The 18,831-nt window shown below is 39.5% G+C and carries 20 protein-coding genes and 1 pseudogene; 8 read left to right on the top strand and 13 right to left on the bottom strand.

The annotated features are described in order from the left end of the window. Positions 1-234: 234 nt before the first annotated feature. The 3 genes from L3V42_RS07265 to L3V42_RS07255 form a co-directional block, all read right to left on the bottom strand. On the bottom strand, positions 235-804 hold the full coding sequence (locus tag L3V42_RS07265) for a Uma2 family endonuclease (RefSeq protein WP_238471676.1): 570 nt from the start codon (positions 802-804) through the stop codon (positions 235-237). 105 nt (positions 805-909) lie between these two features. Then, positions 910-1,233: an AzlD domain-containing protein gene (locus L3V42_RS07260; RefSeq protein ID WP_238471675.1), complete on the bottom strand. Its 324-nt coding sequence runs from the start codon at positions 1,231-1,233 to the stop codon at positions 910-912. After that, positions 1,230-1,955 (bottom strand): AzlC family ABC transporter permease, encoded by a 726-nt coding sequence (locus L3V42_RS07255; protein WP_238471674.1) that lies wholly within the window; start codon positions 1,953-1,955, stop codon positions 1,230-1,232. The genes L3V42_RS07260 and L3V42_RS07255 overlap by 4 nt, the downstream gene beginning before the upstream one ends. A 99-nt stretch (positions 1,956-2,054) precedes the next feature. On the opposite strand from L3V42_RS07255, the gene L3V42_RS07250 reads away from it, so the two are divergent. Further along, positions 2,055-2,606, top strand: a complete 552-nt coding sequence (locus L3V42_RS07250) for a helix-turn-helix domain-containing protein (protein WP_238471673.1) — start codon at positions 2,055-2,057, stop codon at positions 2,604-2,606. Positions 2,607-2,696: 90 nt separating this feature from the next. Here L3V42_RS07250 and L3V42_RS07245 read toward each other — a convergent pair whose 3' ends face one another. From L3V42_RS07245 to L3V42_RS07235, 3 genes are all read right to left on the bottom strand, one after another. Then, positions 2,697-2,906, bottom strand: a complete 210-nt coding sequence (locus L3V42_RS07245) for a DUF896 domain-containing protein (protein WP_235763598.1) — start codon at positions 2,904-2,906, stop codon at positions 2,697-2,699. Between the two features lies 1 nt (position 2,907). After that, on the bottom strand, positions 2,908-3,858 hold the full coding sequence (locus L3V42_RS07240) for a ring-cleaving dioxygenase (RefSeq protein WP_238471672.1): 951 nt from the start codon (positions 3,856-3,858) through the stop codon (positions 2,908-2,910). 63 nt (positions 3,859-3,921) lie between these two features. Then, positions 3,922-4,359: a MarR family winged helix-turn-helix transcriptional regulator gene (locus L3V42_RS07235; protein ID WP_238471671.1), complete on the bottom strand. Its 438-nt coding sequence runs from the start codon at positions 4,357-4,359 to the stop codon at positions 3,922-3,924. A gap of 428 nt (positions 4,360-4,787) precedes the next feature. Between L3V42_RS07235 and L3V42_RS07230 the strand changes: the two genes are divergently transcribed. The 3 genes from L3V42_RS07230 to L3V42_RS07220 are packed head-to-tail and all read left to right on the top strand — an operon-like array spanning position 4,788 to position 7,220. Then, the gene (locus L3V42_RS07230; protein ID WP_235763601.1) at positions 4,788-5,558 is read left to right on the top strand and encodes a MerR family transcriptional regulator; all 771 of its coding nucleotides are present in this window, start codon (positions 4,788-4,790) and stop codon (positions 5,556-5,558) included. Continuing rightward, entirely contained in the window at positions 5,551-6,465 is a 915-nt protein-coding gene (locus L3V42_RS07225; protein WP_238471670.1) for an ABC transporter ATP-binding protein, read from the top strand. Before L3V42_RS07230 ends, L3V42_RS07225 begins: the two co-directional genes overlap by 8 nt. Next, the gene (locus L3V42_RS07220) at positions 6,462-7,220 is read left to right on the top strand and encodes a hypothetical protein (protein WP_235763603.1); all 759 of its coding nucleotides are present in this window, start codon (positions 6,462-6,464) and stop codon (positions 7,218-7,220) included. The genes L3V42_RS07225 and L3V42_RS07220 overlap by 4 nt, the downstream gene beginning before the upstream one ends. 190 nt (positions 7,221-7,410) lie before the next feature. Here the strand turns inward: L3V42_RS07220 and L3V42_RS07215 are convergent. The 6 genes and pseudogenes from L3V42_RS07215 to L3V42_RS07190 form a co-directional block, all read right to left on the bottom strand. After that, a pseudogene (locus L3V42_RS07215) lies at positions 7,411-8,069 on the bottom strand (HAD family hydrolase). Between the two features lie 199 nt (positions 8,070-8,268). Continuing rightward, positions 8,269-8,613: an antibiotic biosynthesis monooxygenase gene (locus tag L3V42_RS07210; RefSeq protein WP_235763604.1), complete on the bottom strand. Its 345-nt coding sequence runs from the start codon at positions 8,611-8,613 to the stop codon at positions 8,269-8,271. Positions 8,614-8,649: 36 nt separating this feature from the next. Next, positions 8,650-9,060, bottom strand: coding sequence for an ankyrin repeat domain-containing protein (locus tag L3V42_RS07205; protein WP_235763605.1), 411 nt, complete (start codon positions 9,058-9,060; stop codon positions 8,650-8,652). Beyond that, positions 9,057-9,836, bottom strand: coding sequence for an ABC transporter ATP-binding protein (locus tag L3V42_RS07200; protein ID WP_238471669.1), 780 nt, complete (start codon positions 9,834-9,836; stop codon positions 9,057-9,059). Before L3V42_RS07200 ends, L3V42_RS07205 begins: the two co-directional genes overlap by 4 nt. Next, positions 9,823-10,887, bottom strand: coding sequence for a FecCD family ABC transporter permease (locus L3V42_RS07195; protein ID WP_238471668.1), 1,065 nt, complete (start codon positions 10,885-10,887; stop codon positions 9,823-9,825). Before L3V42_RS07195 ends, L3V42_RS07200 begins: the two co-directional genes overlap by 14 nt. A 1-nt stretch (position 10,888) precedes the next feature. Further along, positions 10,889-11,866, bottom strand: a complete 978-nt coding sequence (locus L3V42_RS07190) for an ABC transporter substrate-binding protein (protein WP_238471667.1) — start codon at positions 11,864-11,866, stop codon at positions 10,889-10,891. Between the two features lie 431 nt (positions 11,867-12,297). Here L3V42_RS07190 and L3V42_RS07185 point away from each other — a divergent pair, with 431 nt between their 5' ends. After that, complete coding sequence (locus L3V42_RS07185) at positions 12,298-13,344, top strand: NADH:flavin oxidoreductase/NADH oxidase (RefSeq protein ID WP_238471666.1); 1,047 nt, start codon at positions 12,298-12,300, stop codon at positions 13,342-13,344. Positions 13,345-13,451: 107 nt separating this feature from the next. Further along, on the top strand, positions 13,452-14,000 hold the full coding sequence (locus L3V42_RS07180) for a short-chain dehydrogenase (RefSeq protein ID WP_238471665.1): 549 nt from the start codon (positions 13,452-13,454) through the stop codon (positions 13,998-14,000). Here the strand turns inward: L3V42_RS07180 and L3V42_RS07175 are convergent. Further along, the gene (locus tag L3V42_RS07175) at positions 13,930-14,295 is read right to left on the bottom strand and encodes a GNAT family N-acetyltransferase (protein ID WP_238471664.1); all 366 of its coding nucleotides are present in this window, start codon (positions 14,293-14,295) and stop codon (positions 13,930-13,932) included. The two genes, L3V42_RS07180 and L3V42_RS07175, sit on opposite strands and share 71 nt — an antisense overlap. A gap of 464 nt (positions 14,296-14,759) precedes the next feature. Here L3V42_RS07175 and L3V42_RS07170 point away from each other — a divergent pair, with 464 nt between their 5' ends. Continuing rightward, entirely contained in the window at positions 14,760-16,541 is a 1,782-nt protein-coding gene (locus tag L3V42_RS07170) for a PTS mannitol transporter subunit IIBC (RefSeq protein ID WP_238471663.1), read from the top strand. A gap of 16 nt (positions 16,542-16,557) precedes the next feature. After that, the gene (locus tag L3V42_RS07165; protein WP_238471662.1) at positions 16,558-18,612 is read left to right on the top strand and encodes a BglG family transcription antiterminator; all 2,055 of its coding nucleotides are present in this window, start codon (positions 16,558-16,560) and stop codon (positions 18,610-18,612) included. Positions 18,613-18,831: the final 219 nt, after the last annotated feature.

Below are 18,831 nucleotides of genomic sequence, written 5' to 3'. Positions count from 1 at the left end.
TCCAAGCATGAATGGTAGTGTCGCTAACATTGTATTTTCTTGCAACAATACTATCAGGCAGCTCCCCCTCTAGCACGCACAATACAGCTTGAACCCTTTCATCCAATGTGTGTTTCATTACTTTCTCTGACATAATAAAAACTCCCTTTATAGTAGTAGAGATCTTTTATTATTTCTCTGTCTACTATAAAGGGAGCATATCAAATAGAGCGATGTCCCAGCCTTTTTACTTTTTCATTCAAATATATGACTTAAATCTAGCTCCAACCCAGGTAAGCTTTGAACAGAAACGGTATCTTCTTTTGTAAATATTCCTTGCAATTTGTACCCAACATCCGTTAAAAGATAAATTTCTACAGATTCATTTGCTGGATCCACAAGCCAATATTCTTTTACTCCCGCCTTTTCATAAAGCTGGTATTTATTCCAGCGATCCATCTTAGCAGATGATGGTGATAAGACTTCAACAATCAAGTCAGGTGCTCCATTACAACCCCGGTCATCTAGCTTTTTTCTATCACATATAACAGATAAATCAGGTTGCACGACATTATCAATGGCAGCATCATTTTTGTTTTCTGTCAATAACCGAACATCAAAAGGAGCAAAAAAGACTTTACACTCTTTGTCTTTCAAGAAAACGGAAAATGCTGTGAATAATTCACCTAATACTTGCTGGTGGAGACGTGAAGGAGCGGGTGACATATTATAAACTTGCCCAGCAATTAATTCGATTCGTTCTCCTTCTGACCATGTCAGGTAATCAGCATACGAATATTTTTTATCACTGCTCGGGATAGCCATATTACCATTCCTTTCAGCTTTTATAAGGATATAAGAGAAATAAAATATACCCTTTAGATAAGAATAGCTAAAAAGGGTTGACGATGCAATATAATCTCTGAATAATCAAACGAAAAACCGAACCGTCGCCATACATACAATCCCTATCAGAACAGTAGCCGATAAACTCTTTGTCCATAATGCGATAAGAAGTGTTGGAATAATGGCAGCAAGCACTCTCCAATCGATCGCTAACACTGCCGTATCTTGAATGATAAAACTATCCACAATTAATGCAGTAAAAATACAAACCGGTATAAATGAAAGCCATTTGACGACAACTTTCGGGAGCGCTATATTTCGAATAACGATGAACGGAATAACCCTTGGAATAAAGGTAACAATAGCACAGCCTACTATAATTAAAAGTATGGTTAGATTTATACTCATTTATCTTTTACCACTCCAATCGTAGCAACGATTACCGTAGTTAAGAGAATGGCAATATAAGAAGGTACGAACAAGCAAAATACGATCATCAGTACAACGACATAACCGATTAAGGATAAATAAAACTTCAATTTATCACTATCAATATGCTCTAATTGCAATACGAGTAAAGCGAGGAACATAGCCGTTAAAGCAAAGTCCAACCCAAGTACCTCCGGATTGGAAATCCATTTTCCAAAAATCGCACCTGCGACACAAGATAAAATCCAAAAAATATAAGCAGTTATATTCAACCCGTTCATCCAGCGATCATTGAATGTTTCTTTTTGAACAATTTTATTTGCAGCGACACCAAATGACTCGTCTGTGACAAGAGCACCAATCCCGATGTTTTTCAACAGGGAATACTTTGTGAAATAAGGAGCTAAGGTCATACATAATAATAAATGCCTTAAATTCACAATGAAAGTTGTAAATACAATAACATATATAGGACTGCCTGCTACAATCAATGCACAGATAATAAATTGAGCTGCGCCAGCATAAACGAGTATAGATAAAAGGGCAACTTCAAGTACACTTAAATTGGAGGAAGCACCGACAATTCCTGCTGCAATCCCAATACTGATATAGCCAAACAAAGTCGGAATACAATCCTTTACACCTTGAGAAAAAGTAGACAGTTTATATCCATTATCTAAATCCTTTGCTAACTCACTCATTATTTCCTCACTCTCTTCGTTCGTAATCTTAAACATATGTATGTTATATTGTTCCTTATATGCTATAATAAACATATTAAAGAGTCAAGGAGATTTGGTATGGAATTCATTCAAGAAGTGATTGCAGATAATCTTGCTGAAATAAGAAAAGCAAGAGGATTAAGCTTCGATCAATTAGCCGAATTGACCGGGGTCAGTAAAGCAATGCTGGCTCAAATCGAGAGAGGCAAGTCCAATCCGACCGTCACTACACTTTGGAAGATTGCCAATGGGCTACAAGTGTCATTTTCTAATTTTCTTAAGGAAAGTGAGAAACCTAGAATTGAAAAAATCGATATGTCGAAGCTCCGTCCTGTCATTGACGACGGGGGTAATTATCTTGTCTATTCCGTCTTTCCATTCCATCCGGAGAAGAAATTTGAAATTTTTACCGTAGAATTGAAGCCCGGATTCAGCCATCAAGCGGAGAAACATCTTGGTGAGGAATATATATTGATCCAATGTGGGACACTTACGCTTGAGATTCATGATGAGAAGTTTGAATTAAAGGCACTTGAAACCATTAAGTTTCCTGCAAATACAGTTCATATGTATAAAAATGATACGGATGAGCTGGTCAGATTTTTTACTGTTATCTTTTATCCGGAATGATCATTAGAATAAAAAATTGGCAGCAAAGGATACTCTCCTCTACTGCCTTTTAATTTGCGGGAAAATCCGAAACGATACTACTCAAGCTTCCTATTTCAATTCCCGCACCTTCTCCGGCGTTACATCCTGCCCAAGCGGGTCCATCACCTTCATCCCGGAAAATGTATCAAGCACTTGTCCGCGGATTGCTCGTAAATAATTTTCCCGGAGCACTTTCTGTTCAGCCTTCTCCTTATAAGTTAGTCCTGCTTCACGTTGCTTTTTGGCCAATTCATTGATTCTCGGTAAGATCTCAATCATCTTATTCTTCCTCCTTTTCTTCAATCGGAGCTAATTTCGCTTCAATCTCCTCTCTTCGTTCTTCAAGAAACGGCGGTAAATCAAGCTGCTCGCCTAAGCTTTCCACATCACTATCAACCGTAAATCCTGGCTCATCCGTTGCAATTTCAAAAAGAATCCCGTTTGATTCACGGAAATACAGGCTCTTAAAATAGAAACGGTCCACAATTCCCGATGAATGGAAACCCCTTTGTTTTACCTGTTCATCCCAATACGCTAGTTCTTCGTCATTGCGCACACGAATTGCTAAGTGATGGATACTGCCACGTCCTGGTCTTTCCGATGGGCCATCCATATATTTCACAACAATTTCTCCAAAAGTCTCTCCTTCAACAGATTGAAAAATTGCTTCACTTTCATTCCGGCTTATCTCTGTGTAACCGAACATATCTGTAAGCGTATTTGCTAACTTCTCAAGCCTGCGCACGGTCATTTCAATCGGCCCCATGCCTTGAATTTGATGCTCTTCGGGGACATTTGATTTCTCCCATGTTTCCCAGTGGTCGATTCGTTCACTGGAAGCGAGCAACACGAGACGCAGTCCATCTGGATCTTCAAATTTTAATGCCGATTGATTCGCATATGTGCTAATTTCATCATGATATACGTCATATTTTTCAAAGCGTTCCTTCCAATAATGCAGGCTTTCCACTGATGGTACTAATAACCCGATTCTTGTGATTGCGTTTGTACCACGATACGTATGTCCTGACATTGGAATTTCAAAAAAGGTCAGTTCCGTACCTGGGCTACCTGTCTTATCTCCATAAAATAAATGGTACATCGATGGATCATCTTGGTTCACCGTTACTTTCACACGGCGTAAACCTAGTACTTGTTTATAAAAGTGATTATTTTGACTGGCGTTCTTTGTAATCATCGAAATATGATGATGTCCTGGTATGGTAAACATGTCAATCTCCTCCATTTTTAAGTTTACTAGTCAACTGATAACTAAAAAAATAATTGTTTATATTCAACCCTCTAACTCTGATGCGGTATGCTTCTGTAGTTTTGTCATTAATTGATATAATGTCTTTTGCTCTTCTTCTGTCAAACAGCCATTCAGCATCGTTGTTTGGAAATGAAGCTGATGATGAAACACTTGCTGCATTTTCTCTTCCCCTTTACAGGTGAGAGAAATCCATTTCGTCTTCCAATCTTGCTTGCGCTGGATATAACCTTCTTGCTCCAGGCGAGTGAGCATGCGCGATATCCCACCAGGTGATACCGTTACTTTTGTAGCGAGATCACTTTGCATGATTGGCTGGTAAGTGGCTACCTGGTTCAACACATCGAATTGCGCAGCAGTAATGTCAAATTGTTTTAGGAATTCATTCGATAACAGGTTACTTTGATGCGTAAATCGTGCAATCCTTAGCCAGATTAAGGAACCTCGTGTATTCTTTTTCAAATTGCCTCACTCCCTTTCGTTACTATCACTTTACCACTCAACTGATTAAATTGCAAGGTGTTTGTTTTGAATTAAGTATATTTCTTTCATGTATTCAATGTTTAGCATTACTAATCAAATTATTATGTTTTTATTTCATTCACCATGTTAAGTTATTCAAGAAGGATAATATATCAGCCTGAATTATTTCACGATCTTTGCCTATTATCCTTAAATGACTTGTAGGGCTTTTTATCATTAATAGCAGTAATGAATAGACCCCGACTTTCCCAAGCATAGTCAGCATTTCCTTGCACAAACTGTAAATAATCGAATAAAACCTACTTCATATTTAATCACAATATGCAGCCTAATTAGCACGGTTTTTTTTAAAAGGTATTGCAGACGACGTTACGTAATGTGATTTAATTAAATCAGGAGGTTATGGAATGAATAAAAAACGGTACACTGTCGGTGAATTAGCAAAGTTATCTGGAGCAACGATAAGAACCATTCAATACTACGATCGAATCAATTTACTTGTTGCACAGCGAGATAAGAATAAAAAATTAAGATACTATAACAAAAATGATTTAATGAGGCTTCAACAAATCTTATTCTATAAACGAATTGGCATGCCACTTAAAGAAATTAAAAATCACTTAACAAATTTCAATGATTTCTCTGATATGAAAAAGATTTTAAATAAACAGGCTGATATTCTATTCCAGCAAGAAATGGAAATTAAAATGAATTTGATTATTATTAAAGTTGTCGAAAACTCCATTGAGTTAAATCCCGATAAGGATATAGAGCCGATAATAAAGCTGATATGCGGCTTAAATAAACAAACTGTATTGGACTATGCAAATGTCGAATACGATGAACAAACTAAAAAGGTATTTCAAAGCAGAGATATCGACTACAGGGAAATTATAGATTTCTACTGGCAGTGGAAACAGCTTATTTTGGAAGCTGCTGCGTTAAAGCTAAACAGTAATCAATATGAAAACGAGGCAGGATACCAGTTGGGAGAAAAATGGGATAGATTCACTAAAAACGCTACGGATGACCCCGAAATACTGGCGGAATATGAAAGAGGCTCCGATCTAAGCGACCAGTGGCCAGAGGAAGATTTATTTTTATACAACTTTTCCAAAGCTTTCATCGAAGCAGCACATCGCTATTACCTTGAGAGGAAGGGTGAAATCAATGATTAAAACAGAAAATCTAACAAAAAAGTTTGGTGATAAAACAGCGGTTGACCGTCTAAATTTAACGCTTCAGCCAGGAGCAGTTACAGGCTTCCTTGGTCCTAATGGTTCTGGTAAATCAACAACAATGAAAATGATCATTTCCCTCGTTCAACCTACACATGGAAAAGTAATAATTGACGGAAAAAAATACAGTGATTTCCGAGAACCAGTGAAAAAAATCGGAACATTAATTGACCCATCCACATTAGATAAAAACTTTACTGCGGAACAGCATCTGTCGATTATTGCAACAGCGGCAGGTATTGAAAAAAGTAGAATAGAAGAAATGTTGGATGTAACTGGATTGCAAAGTGTGAAAAATAAAAAAGTGAAGTCTTATTCGCTAGGAATGAAACAGCGCTTGGGTGTTGCAACTGCATTAATCGGCAACCCTGACACAATTATATTAGATGAGCCCTTTAACGGCCTGGATATAGACGGTATTAAATGGCTGCGCAAGCTTTTCAGACAACTTGCTGACCAAGGTAAAGCCGTTATTGTTTCCAGCCACTTGATGAGGGAAATAGAAGCCGTTGCTGATCGGGTTGTCATTATCGGGCAGGGTAAGTTGCTAGCTGACATGACAATGGGGGAAATGAATGAAAAAAGTTTAAGTTCCTATGTTTATGTTGAAGCAAATGATATTGCTAAATTTAAAAACGTGCTACAGAAAAAACATGCTTTAATCAAACCTCATAACGCAGGTCTCGAAGTACGAAACTTAGAGGCAAGTGAAATCGGAAGGTTAGCTCATGATCATCAAATTATCCTATTTCAACTAACAAAAGTAAACCCTTCTTTAGAAGACCTATTTACCGAAATAACCGATGGGAAAGTAGAATATGTTGCAAAAGGGGTGAAGACCAAATGAAAAACTTAATTAAGGCGGATTTCAAAAAAATATTCTACCTTCCAGGTAATCGATCCTTTCTGATTTCAACCATTTGTTTAAGTATCTTACTGGGAATGATTTTTTTATTCACTACAAATGTTACACAAGGAAGAGCATTAATAGAGCTATCCAGTATGGAGGTTATTGATATAACATTACTTGGCATGGATGTCGCGGCAATTATGCTCCTTATATTTACTGCTAATTTTGTCAAAAAAGATTTAACTTCGGGAGCGGTTCATACAAACCTTGCAATTACTCCTGTTCGAGGGAATTATTTCCTGTCTAAAGTTTCATTTATATCCATCCTCGCCATTCTTCTTAGTATTGTATTAATACTGCTTTTCTTTGCCATTGATCAGCTAGTATTATCAATGAATGGTATGGGGGGCTTATCCATATTCGCTCTCAATATTTTTACAAAGATTGTTGGTTCTATCGTGATGGTATTATTCTACAGCCTATTAAGCGCGTCAGGTACTTTTTATCTGCAATCCGCATTTGGGGGAGCAGCTTTTGCATTAAGCGTGATGTTCCTCCCAGCGCTCATTAAAATGTTTCCCGCCGATATTTCCGATATATTATTACCGATTTTTCCCGAGGATGCATTATCCGCGCTCATCGATGTTCATTCTGCTGATGGCTCACTTCTCCGAGCAATATTAGTCCTATTATTATGGATTATTGTTTCAAGTCTAATAGGACAATGGAAATTTAAAAAAATGGATTACTAACTTTTCAAGGGAGGCAGTTATAGCAAAGCCTGGCAGGCCCTTTCCATTTATTACTTTATCTATTGCTAGGTATTCACCTCCCTGTCCCCTTGCTGTTTGGAAATCAATATTTTTCCAGATCACGAGGTACGCTTGAGAAAAGTACAAAGTAGAACGAGCGGTGGTTCTCATTCTACTTCTTTATTATGATTTAATGCGCTAATTCTGGCATTACTTTTTTCAGACCCATTAGATCATCCATCACAATATCAGCCTGTGCAAGTTCCTCTTCTTTCGCAAAGTCAAAATTGCATCCGATTGAAACTAAACCATTATCTTTTGCAGCGTTTATATCCGATAGCCGGTCGCCTACTACTGCGCCTTGGGTAATATTGTATTTCGTGATTATACGCTGCACTAGATCTGATTTATTCAAGGAATCAATTTGCTCGATACTGAATGTCTCCGTAACCCAATGATCCAATTGATAATAACTTACAATTGCCTTAAGATATTCGGTTAACCCATTACTTGCAATGTAAATCGAGTAATCATTTGCTTTCAGATAACTGAAAACCTCTTTTACATTCGGATATAATGCACCTTTCCCGCCTTTTATATTGTCTAAGAGCTTCTCCAAGAAATAAGCATCTGTTTGCTCTCTAACATCACGAGAATGATCAGACATTAACGTTTCCCATACTTTTGGCAAAGGCACACCCATAATTTCACGATATTTATCAATCGGTGTTTCGCATTCCACTTTTTCAATGACCGTAAACGTTCAAATGCATCTTCCAGAGATAACTCTAAAATTTTACCGGTTTGAAATAATGTTCCATCCATATCAAAGATTAGTGATTGAGTCATTTCTATATCCCTTTTTTTATTATTCAGTCAATTCATAAAGTATAGCATATATTAGCGCGCTAACGCTTAGGATTTCCTGCGGGATGCTTATAGCGTTCATCGTTTCTGAATTAAAAAAGGAGCCATCCAACGATAGCCCTTTCTATATACAAAGTCACTGCACATAATGGGGGGTAATATGCAAAATGACGGAAAACATCTATGCTTCCTTTTCCTGTTTCCGAGTAGGCTCATGTCGATAAGCGACCTCGTAGATATTCAATTCTGCCCCTAAAATGGGACTGTCTTCTGACCTTTTCCCTGCCTGCTGACCCTGCTGCTCTTTTCGGTGATTTCTCGCTTCCAGCCATTGATCAAAGTGTTTTCTCTCTTCCCATGTCGTACAAATATCCAATTCATCATATTCTTCACTTGTTTCATTCCTCAACACTTCCATTACTACAAATCCCTCAAATTTATGGACATCTTTTGGTTTTTGAAAGAGGGGAAGCACTTCATCTGACCGACCTTTTTCAATTCGAATGGTATTGACTGCTTTTATCATTTTATTTTCCTCCTTTTACAGGTCATACTACTACAATTAATGTATCAATTGTTCTTTTGATTTCAAATATTCGACGACAAATTTAGCTTGTTCCCCACCTTTTTCTGCATGGCGGATGAGTGGAATTCCATGTGGACCCTTTTCCTGCAACACTTCCGGGAATCGTTCGATGATAGAAGAGACGACGCCTAATTCTCCAAGCATGGCTGCTGCAAATATATCTAGCCTTGCCCCACGTTCGAGTAACCATTCTGCAATGGATCGATTGCCGGTGTGCGCAGCTGCTCCCAGTCCGCTTTCCCAGTCATCCCCTCCCCAGTTCACGACCGAATGGATTAATGCCGGTTCTTCTGTCACGAGTTGTTTTACTTTTTCAAAATCACCATGTGCAGCGATGACGAACTCCCTTACTAATTCAATATCTAAAGGCTTGCTGTTCACATTCATCCTTCCTTTCCTAATTTCATGGGGGTAAAAAAGGTTTTCCCAGATTCTTTATAAATATTAGCATCAATTCCGAATACAGATTGAAACATCTCCCGGCGCAGCACATCAGTTGGCGTGCTATCATAGAGGACCTTTCCGTTCTTTAGTACAATCATTCTCTCACTGTACCTTGCTGCTTGGTTAATATCATGTAATACCATTACAACCGTCATGCCAAAATTCTCATTCAAATCTTTGACAAGCTCCATGACTTCCAATTGATGGGATATATCAAGGAATGTTGTTGGCTCATCCAGCAGTAAAATTTCCGGACGCTGGGCTATTGCCATAGCAATCCATGCTCGTTGTCTTTCTCCACCTGAAAGGGAATGCAACATTCGATTTCGGAAGGACTGAAGCTTTGTAATCTCAATCGCCCATTGGGTAATTTTCTTATCCTCCGTCGTCAGCTTACTATATGCCCCGCGATGCGGATACCTGCCGAATTCAACAAGTTCAGCCACCGTCAGGTCTAATTGATGATCCAGCATCTGAGGAAGCATCGCTAATTTCTTTGCTACATCCTCCGTCTTCATCGATTTAATTGCTTTTCCAACCAACAGGATTTCCCCGCTTTTTGGAGAAATGAGACGGGACATGAGACGCAGCAGTGTAGATTTTCCCGAACCATTCGGACCGACTAAACTAACAATCTCACCCTTTTGGATGGATAAATTGATATCTTCCAGCTGAAAAGCAGTAGAATGCTCGAAATCTAAACGCTTAGTGACCAGCAACCGGCCCCCTCCTTCTCTGAATCAAATATAAAAAGAATGGACCACCGATAAACGCCAGCAGAATGCCAACAGGAAGTTCAATCGGATCAAAGGCACTTCTGGCAATCGTATCCGCCAGTACGACAAGCAGGCCACCTCCAAGCGCAGATGCCGGAAGCAAATAGCGATAATCTCCACCAATGATCAATCGTAAAATATGTGGAACAACAAGACCAACGAATCCGATTAACCCAGAAACACTGACCGCAATACCAGCTAAGAGCGTACTCATAACAATAAGGAAAAACCTGCTTCGTTCTACATGATGGCCGAGTAATTTTGCCAATTCATCACCAAGCCTTAGGACACGAATATGTTTGATTGAAAATAAAGCTAAGATAAGCGCTATCATGACATAGTAAATAATCATTTTAAACTGCACCCAGCCAACTCCACCGATTCCTCCCGCCAACCATGGAAGGACCGCTTGTACCCGGTCACTGTAAAGCAGCATCAGGGCTGACATAAACGAACCGATAATGGCATTGATGGCAACACCCACTAGAATAATGCGTACAACGGAAGTCCCACCCCTCCATGACAACGCATAGATGATTAAAGCTGTTACCAATGCACCGATAAAAGCAGCAAGGGGTAATAAAGCAATATAAGTTGGATAAATAATCATAATGATTACTGCAACAAGACCTGCCCCGGAAGAAACACCGATAATACCCGGATCAGCTAATGGATTTCGCATAACCCCTTGCAAGATTGCTCCCGCAGACGCAAGGCACATACCAACAACTACTCCAATCAATACTCTAGGGAGCCGTAAATCCCAGACAATACGTCTTTCGAGTGTATCGGAGGAATCAAAAAGTCCGTTCCATATCTCGCTGATGGAAAAAGATACAGCTCCCGCCATCAAACTGAATAACGAAACAAGGATGAGCGTAATACTTAATGAAACTAATACAATGAGCCGTCTTTTTGCAAGCGGATGCCGATCATGATGCTTCGGTCCCTCCTCGGCAGAATATGTACGTACGTTTACTTTTGCAGATTCCATTCTACCTAACACTCTCCAGGCTTTCGCTCATTACTTCCAACGCATCAACAATTTTCGTTCCTGGGTTAGCGCCAAATAAATCCGATGGTAGAATAACTACATTTCCATTTTTAACCGCATCCAAATTAAACCATGCTGCATTTGTTTCCATTTCCTGTTCAAAAGCTTCTTTCACTGTTTCTGGTTCACCGTGTGTGATTAACATAATGACTTCCGGGTTTCTTTCAATAATCCTTTCTGGACTTAAATTAGCATAGTTCGGAAAGTTTTCTGCAAGTTCAAAGTCTTGTGCGATATTTTCTCCACCAGCCTTTTCCAGTAAATCACCAGAAAGCGAGTTAGGAAGTGCTGCGAGGGAACTCTCGGTTGTTCCATATACGAGCAACGCACGAACAGGGTCTTCTTCATCCGCTTCGATGCCTTCCGTTTTCTCTGTTATCCCATTGTTTATTTTTTCTGCTTCTGCTTCCTTATGGAATATTTGTCCAAACACTTCGATTGTTTCTTGAATGTCAGCTATGGAGTTTGCGTTTGAATATACAACTTTTGTTCCTTGCTCTTCTATGTTAGCGGCATGCCGCTCGAAGCTGAGCGGCGCAATTAACACTTCTGGATTAGCCTCGGCAATTTTCTCAAAATTGGGCTGATGAAGATTCCCTATTTCAGGAGCATCCTCAACATCTGCAGGAACTTCAACATTTGTTGTTGGTCTTCCAACGATTTCCACTCCAAGATTATGTAAAATATCAAGATCTCCTGAACTTAACGTAGCAGCGGACTCAGGAATCGATTCAAACGTGATTGTCTCACCTGACGCATCTGTAACTTCAATCGGCAAATTACTTTCTTTATCTGATGATTCACTTGCCGTATCATTTGTGTCCTGAACATCCTCTTCCGTTTCCTCTGCACTTGTGCCGCATGCTGCTAGTACGATTAGCAAAAATATAGAAATAATAAATATAGATAATTTCCTCATATTTTCTTCCCCTTTCATATAATTAATAATGATAATCATTCTCACTGTTTATTGCCATTATAGTGAGAATGATTATCATTGTCAATAGTTTTTATTTAAATTTTTAGATAAAATTAGTTAGTCGAATGAATTTCATAATTACCAAAGTCGGCTTTCCATCACCATATGTAGTTGGGAACGAACCAACTACATATGGTGATGGTGAAGCATTAAATACGTATTATGAAATTCATTAAGTCTGCTAATAAGAATATGTTATGCGATAACAAAAAAGCCGAGTTTCCATAGAACTTAGATTATTTAAACCATGAACCAGTTTTTTTTATGATTCATAAGAATAATCCTTTCTAAATTCATTTGTTTGCACCTGTATAGATTAAAAGGTACATTGTAAACATGCGCAAACAACGTAATGAAAGGAGTTTTACATGATGAGTCAACTATTCAGCCCTTACACAGTTAAGAATTTAACATTAAAAAACCGGATTGTCATGGCACCAATGTGTCAATATTCCGTTACAAAAGAAGATGGGATTCCAAATGATTGGCATTTTGTCCACTACGTCTCGCGAGCAATCGGAGGAACTGGTCTCATCATTATGGAAATGACGAGTGTTACTCCCGAGGGGAGGATTACAGATAACGATCTTGGATTATGGTCAGATGAACATATTCCACATTACGAACGCCTTGTTCAAGCGATCAAAAAGCATGATGCCAAGGTTGGTATTCAAATCGCTCATGCGGGAAGAAAAGCTGAGGACGCTGTTCAGCCTGTAGCTCCTTCCGATATTCCAGTAGAAGTTCTGCAAGAAGAAACAAAAAGTGACGCACTAAAAACCCCAAGAGCTTTAACGACAGAGGAAGTAAAAGAAACGGTTCAGCAATTTAAGGAAGCTGCCGAAAGAGCAGTAAAAGCTGGATTTGATACAATTGAATTACACGGAGCGCATGGCTATCTCATCCATCAATTCATGTCGCCGAGCATTAATAATCGTACAGATGAGTATGGAAAAGATTTAGCTTTGTTCGGTGAAGAAATCATTAAAGCAGTAAAAACTGTCATACCTGCGGACATGCCACTTCTTATGCGGATGTCTGCTGTGGAATATATCGACGGAGGATATGACTTGGACCATTCGATTGCGATTGCCAAGCGTTTTAAAGCAGCTGGCGTTGATGTCTTTCACGTTTCCAGTGGTGGAGAAGGACCTCCAGGCAAACGTAAACCACTCAACACGCCAGGCTATCAAGTGCCTTTCGCACGGGAGTTTAAGAAACAATTGGACGTACCAGTAATTGCAGTCGGCAAATTGAGTAATCCAGAACTTGCTGAAGCGACCATCACAAATGGAGATGCAGAGCTCGTGTCTATAGCTAGAGGGATGCTTCATGATCCTTATTGGGGATTACATGCGGAGAAAGAATTAACTCGGAAAGTAAGCCCACCACTTCAATACGAGAGAGGGATAAGGTAGTAAAAATTTTATCATTACCTGTTCATGTGTCTGAACGGGTAATGATCCCCTCATATCGCGGTGATAGAACTTGTTTTTAAAAGTTAATTTAGAAGGAGCTAATCGGAATGAAGCACGCATTAGTAGTTGCCGGAACAGGAATGTTATCGGACGTATCACTCTGGTTAGTTGAACAAGGTTATCACGTGTCCATCGTTGCTCGTAACCCTAAACGGATGGAAGAACTAATGAGCAAGACTATTTCGAGTGAAAAGATAACACCACTCTTCGTTAATTATACAAATGAAGAAAAGTTACAAGAACAAATTAGCGATACAATCAAGAAAAATGGCAATATCAATATCGTAGTTGCATGGATTCATTCCATTGCTGAAAATGCCCTGTCAATCATCACAAATAAAGTCTCCAAAAGTCAAAAGGAATGGGAATTGTTCCATATACTAGGGAGCAGTACAGACTTAAGAAAAATCCAACAAAAGATATCTGTACCAGGAAATTGCTTATACCATCAAGTGCAGCTAGGCTTTGTCGTGGAAAACAATTATTCCAGATGGCTAACAAACAAGGAGATTTCTTTAGGTACAATTACAGCGATAAAGACAAAACAGAAACAAATGATTGTCGGTCAACTCGAGCCATGGGAAGATAGACCTTAACCAATTCGCCGCCAGTAGCGCCCAGCTTGTTCTTGCTGTGCAAAGCCCCGCGCCTTGTAGATAGGGATACCAAGTCATTTCCCTCTTGAACAGATACATACTGTTTTTTCGCACCTCTTTCTATATGCTTCTTTGTAAATGCCTTGAGTAGTTTTGCACCGATTCCTTTATATCTATAATTATCATCAACATAGAAAACGTAAATCTCACTAACATCCGGACCCGTCATCCCCCCTCCAATTGTCCCGACAACTTTCCCGTTCACTAATGCAACATGTGTGTATGTACCTTTCACAATATCGTCATGTACCCGCTCATGGTTATACCAATATTCTACATTTTTATTTTGGTACTCCTCATCATAAACACTTTAAACCGTTTGCAGCTAGCCAATGGAACAAATTCTACTAATTTCTTCTCCATGTTCTGGAGCTGCTTTAATGATTGAAAATATTCATGGATATTCCCTCCAAGCTTTTATTGATTATATTTTATATCATTACAGACAAGGGTCTCTGACATCCCTTTTCCTATTTATTGAACAAAAGTACGCTAACTGAACAAATCATTGGTTTCCATTTTCTAATTCGGGTTTATCTTATCACTCAAGTTGGGCATAGTAACAACAGAGACAATCCATTTAAAATAATGTCAACAAGTGGTCTGCCAAAGATATGTTTAGATTCCATTGAGTAGTACCAACCGATTACTTTAAAATAGAAGTATAAGATATTACTTCAATTAAGGGAGTGTGGAAAGATGGCTGAAAAGAAGGGCATTCGAGCAAAAGCACAGCAATTCGGCAGTTATTTAAGCGGAATGATTATGCCGAACATCGGTGCCTTTATTGCTTGGGGAATTATAACGGCTTTATTTATTGAAGATGGTTGGTTGCCAAATGCACAATTGGCAACAATGGTTGACCCGATGCTTATTTACTTATTGCCATTATTGATAGGGTTTACAGGCGGCCGGATGGTCTATGACATACGTGGTGGGATTGTTGGTGCTACGGCTACGATGGGAGTTATCGTCGGAGCGGATATTCCAATGTTTCTCGGAGCAATGGTGATGGGACCACTTGCCGGCTATTTAATGAGGAAAATAGATGATCTCTTCCAGGCGAAGATTCGTCAAGGGTTTGAGATGCTTTACAATAACTTCTCCGCTGGTATATTGGCGGCACTACTTGCGATTGTTGCTGTCTATGCAATTGGTCCGGTAGTAGAAGGATTGAACACAGCACTTGCAGCAGGAGTGGAAGTAATTATTGCCGCAGGGTTATTGCCACTTGCGAACATCATTATTGAACCTGCGAAAATTCTATTCTTGAATAATGCAATTAACCATGGAATATTAAGTCCGATTGGTGCGGATCAAGCGAGTGAAGTCGGGAAATCAATACTATTCCTGTTGGAAGCAAACCCTGGCCCAGGTATCGGTATTTTACTCGCATTCATGATTTTTGGTAAAGGTGCTTCCAAGAGTTCTGCACCAGGGGCTGCAATCATTCAGTTCTTCGGTGGGATTCATGAAATTTATTTCCCTTACGTATTGATGAAACCAATTCTAATTCTTGCAGTCATCGCTGGTGGTATGAGTGGTGTATTCATGTTCCAGCTATTTGGTGCGGGATTAGTTGCCCCTTCATCACCTGGTAGTATTTTCGCTGTCCTTGCGATGACGGCACAAGACAGTTATCTTGGTGTAATCTTAGGTGTTCTAGTGGCAGCAGCCGTCACCTTTGTTATTGCTGCTATCATTTTGAAATCAAGCAAGACAGAGACGGACAGTTTAGCAGATGCTGCAGGTAAAATGGAAGCAATGAAAGGCAAGAAAAGCTCTGTTACAGGTGCTTTGAACCAAGATGAAGAAGAAAATGAAGAGATTGTAAAAACAGTCACTACCCGGAAGAAAACACCAGAACAAATCGATAAAATTATTTTCGCTTGTGATGCTGGTATGGGCTCAAGCGCGATGGGTGCATCCCTTCTGAAAAATAAATTCAAGAAGTCGGATATCGATATTTTCGTAACGAATAAAGCAATCAATGATATTCCCAATGATGCGGATATTGTTATCACCCATAAAGACTTGACCGATCGTGCAAAAGCGAAACTTCCAACAGCTGAGCATATTTCCGTCGATAACTTCCTGAACAGCCCGAAATATGATGAACTCGTAGATCGATTGCTTACAGGAGATGTGGCAGATGATTTAGATCAAGAGAAAGAAGAGACAGCACCTGAACCAGAACAGGAAGATGTAAATAAAGTTATTTTCGCCTGTGACGCTGGTATGGGTTCAAGCGCGATGGGTGCCTCGTTACTGAAAAATAAATTCAAGAAGGCAGATATTGACATCTTCGTAACGAATAAAGCGATTAATGACATCCCGGATGATGCAGATATTGTCATCACCCATAAGGATTTGACCGACCGTGCGAAGAATAAACTTCCAACGGCAGAGCATATTTCCGTTGATAATTTCCTAAACAGCCCGAAATATGACGAATTGGTGGAACGGTTGAAAGATAACTAGTGGGGGAGAATTGACCTTGAGTATTACAGCTCGAGAAAGAAAAATCATCTTGTTCTTACTTCAGAACCAAGGACAAGTGACTGTCGAAGATATCGCTAAAGCACTTGATGTTAGTTCGCGAACGATTCACCGTGATTTAAAAAGCATTGAAAAAATTCTTTCAAACCACCAATTGGAGCTCGACAAAAAAGCGGGCGTCGGGCTCCAAATCGTTGGTAACCAATCGGATAAGCAATTATTAGAACAGCTGCTTTCCAATATTAATCCTATTGATTACACTCAGGAAGAAAGACAAGCCATGGTTCTATCCATGCTGCTTGAATCAAATGAGCCGGTGAAACTGTTCACCCTTGCTCATGAATTAGATGTAACGATTGCCACTGTCAGAAATGATTTGGATCAACTGGAAGAAGCGTTAGGGAACTTTCACTTAACGATTATCCGAAGAAGAGGATATGGTGTACAAATTGAAGGAGACGAAGCAAATAAACGGTCCGCAATCACTCATTTGATTGCAAAATACGTGGATCCCTTTTCTTTCATCTCCCTACTAAAAGAAAATATTCAAAACAAGCAAACGCCGACCATTTCCAACCGCTTATTAGGACTCGTCAATCCAGATACATTAAAAATTATTGAAAAAACCGTAGGAACTGCAAGCACAGAACTACCGTATGAGTTAGCAGACAGCGCCCGTGTCGGATTAGTCGTCCACCTTGCACTCGCAATCGAGCGACTAAAAAAGGGAGATACGATTCAATTTGACCGGGCATACTTCAAACAGATACAGGGTACAGAGGAATATAAGATAGCTGAAAAAATCATCAATGAATTGGAGACGGCCCTGGACATCGATATTCCTGAAGATGAGATCGGTTATATTACCATGCATTTAATGGGAGCGAAACTCCGTGCAGACCAACATGTTTTGTTAGAAGTGGAGAACTCAGGATTCGCCTACCAAGTCAAACAGTTGATCGCTTATATAAGTAAACAGCTCCATGTTGATATGATGGGAAACAACCCATTACTGAATGATTTAGTTACCCATTTGAAACCAGCCATTTACCGGATGCAAAAACAGATGAAGATCACGAATCCGATGATTGATCAGATTAAACATGACTACGACGATTTGTTTCACTTAATTGCAGAAGCAGCAAGCGTTATTTTTCCTGACTTGGATTTCCCGGATGATGAGATTGGTTTCCTCGTCCTTCATTTTGCAGCTGCATTACTAAAAGGTGAAAGACAGAAGACCCTTGTTATTTGTTCCAGTGGAATTGGTACAGCGAAAATCTTAGCTACCCAATTAATGAAGCAAGTACCGGAAATTAAACAAATTGAAAACAAATCGATGTTCGATGTAGATGAAGCTGATTTGGATCAATATGATTTAATCATTTCAACGCTCCCCTTAACGGAATTGGAGGACACAGATTATATTCTCGTTTCCCCAATGTTAAATCAATCAGAAGTCCATCAGATTAAAAAGGCAATCCGCCAGCAGAGGCTCATTGTAAATAATGAAAAGCAAAAAAGTAATGCGAATTCGCTCTTGCAGTTAGAATCCATCAAACTGTATACCGATACCATCCTTGATTTGCTTCATTCCTTCTATATTGATGAACGCAATCATGAAGAATCTACATTACGAGCAATTTGTATCGATTTGGAAAAACGAAAAATAATAAAGAACAGTGAAACAGTTTTTACTAAATTACTGGAAAGAGAGCAAGCAGGCGGACTTGGGATACCAGATACAAGCTTGGCACTTTTCCATACTCGCTCTAGAGACGTGCCTTCCATCCACTTTTCCATTTATGTGTTGGAAAATGCAAGTCCGATGAGGGGGATGGACGGAAAAGAGATGGAAGTAAAACATATCCTAGTCATGCTAGCCCCGGAAGATATTCAACAAGAAAGGCTAGAGACACTAAGTTATTTAAGCAGCCTGCTCATCCAGGAAGACGAAGCGGTTCGTTTGTTTGAATCTGCAGATGAAACAGCGATCAAATTCTATTTAGCCGAGCGTTTTCAAACGTTTTTAAAGGATAAAAAATTACTATAAATATAAGTTCAAAAAGGAGGATAAAAAGGACCGAGGTCGGCTAAATAAGCAACATCCTGTTGTAACGCCGACACTAGCACATCCTGTGCGTCGAAATTCGAGGCGGCGAAGCTCCCGGCACCGGAATGTACGTCAGTAGGTACATGAGGAGAGAAAAAGCGAGCCAACGAGCTTCCACAGGACGTGGACGGTCTTAGTAGAACCTCCCATTCACAAAGT

This window comes from Oceanobacillus alkalisoli (assembly GCF_022213125.1).
Lineage (GTDB): Bacteria > Bacillota > Bacilli > Bacillales > Amphibacillaceae > Oceanobacillus > Oceanobacillus alkalisoli.
This window is presented reverse-complemented; position numbering and strand designations above follow the sequence as displayed.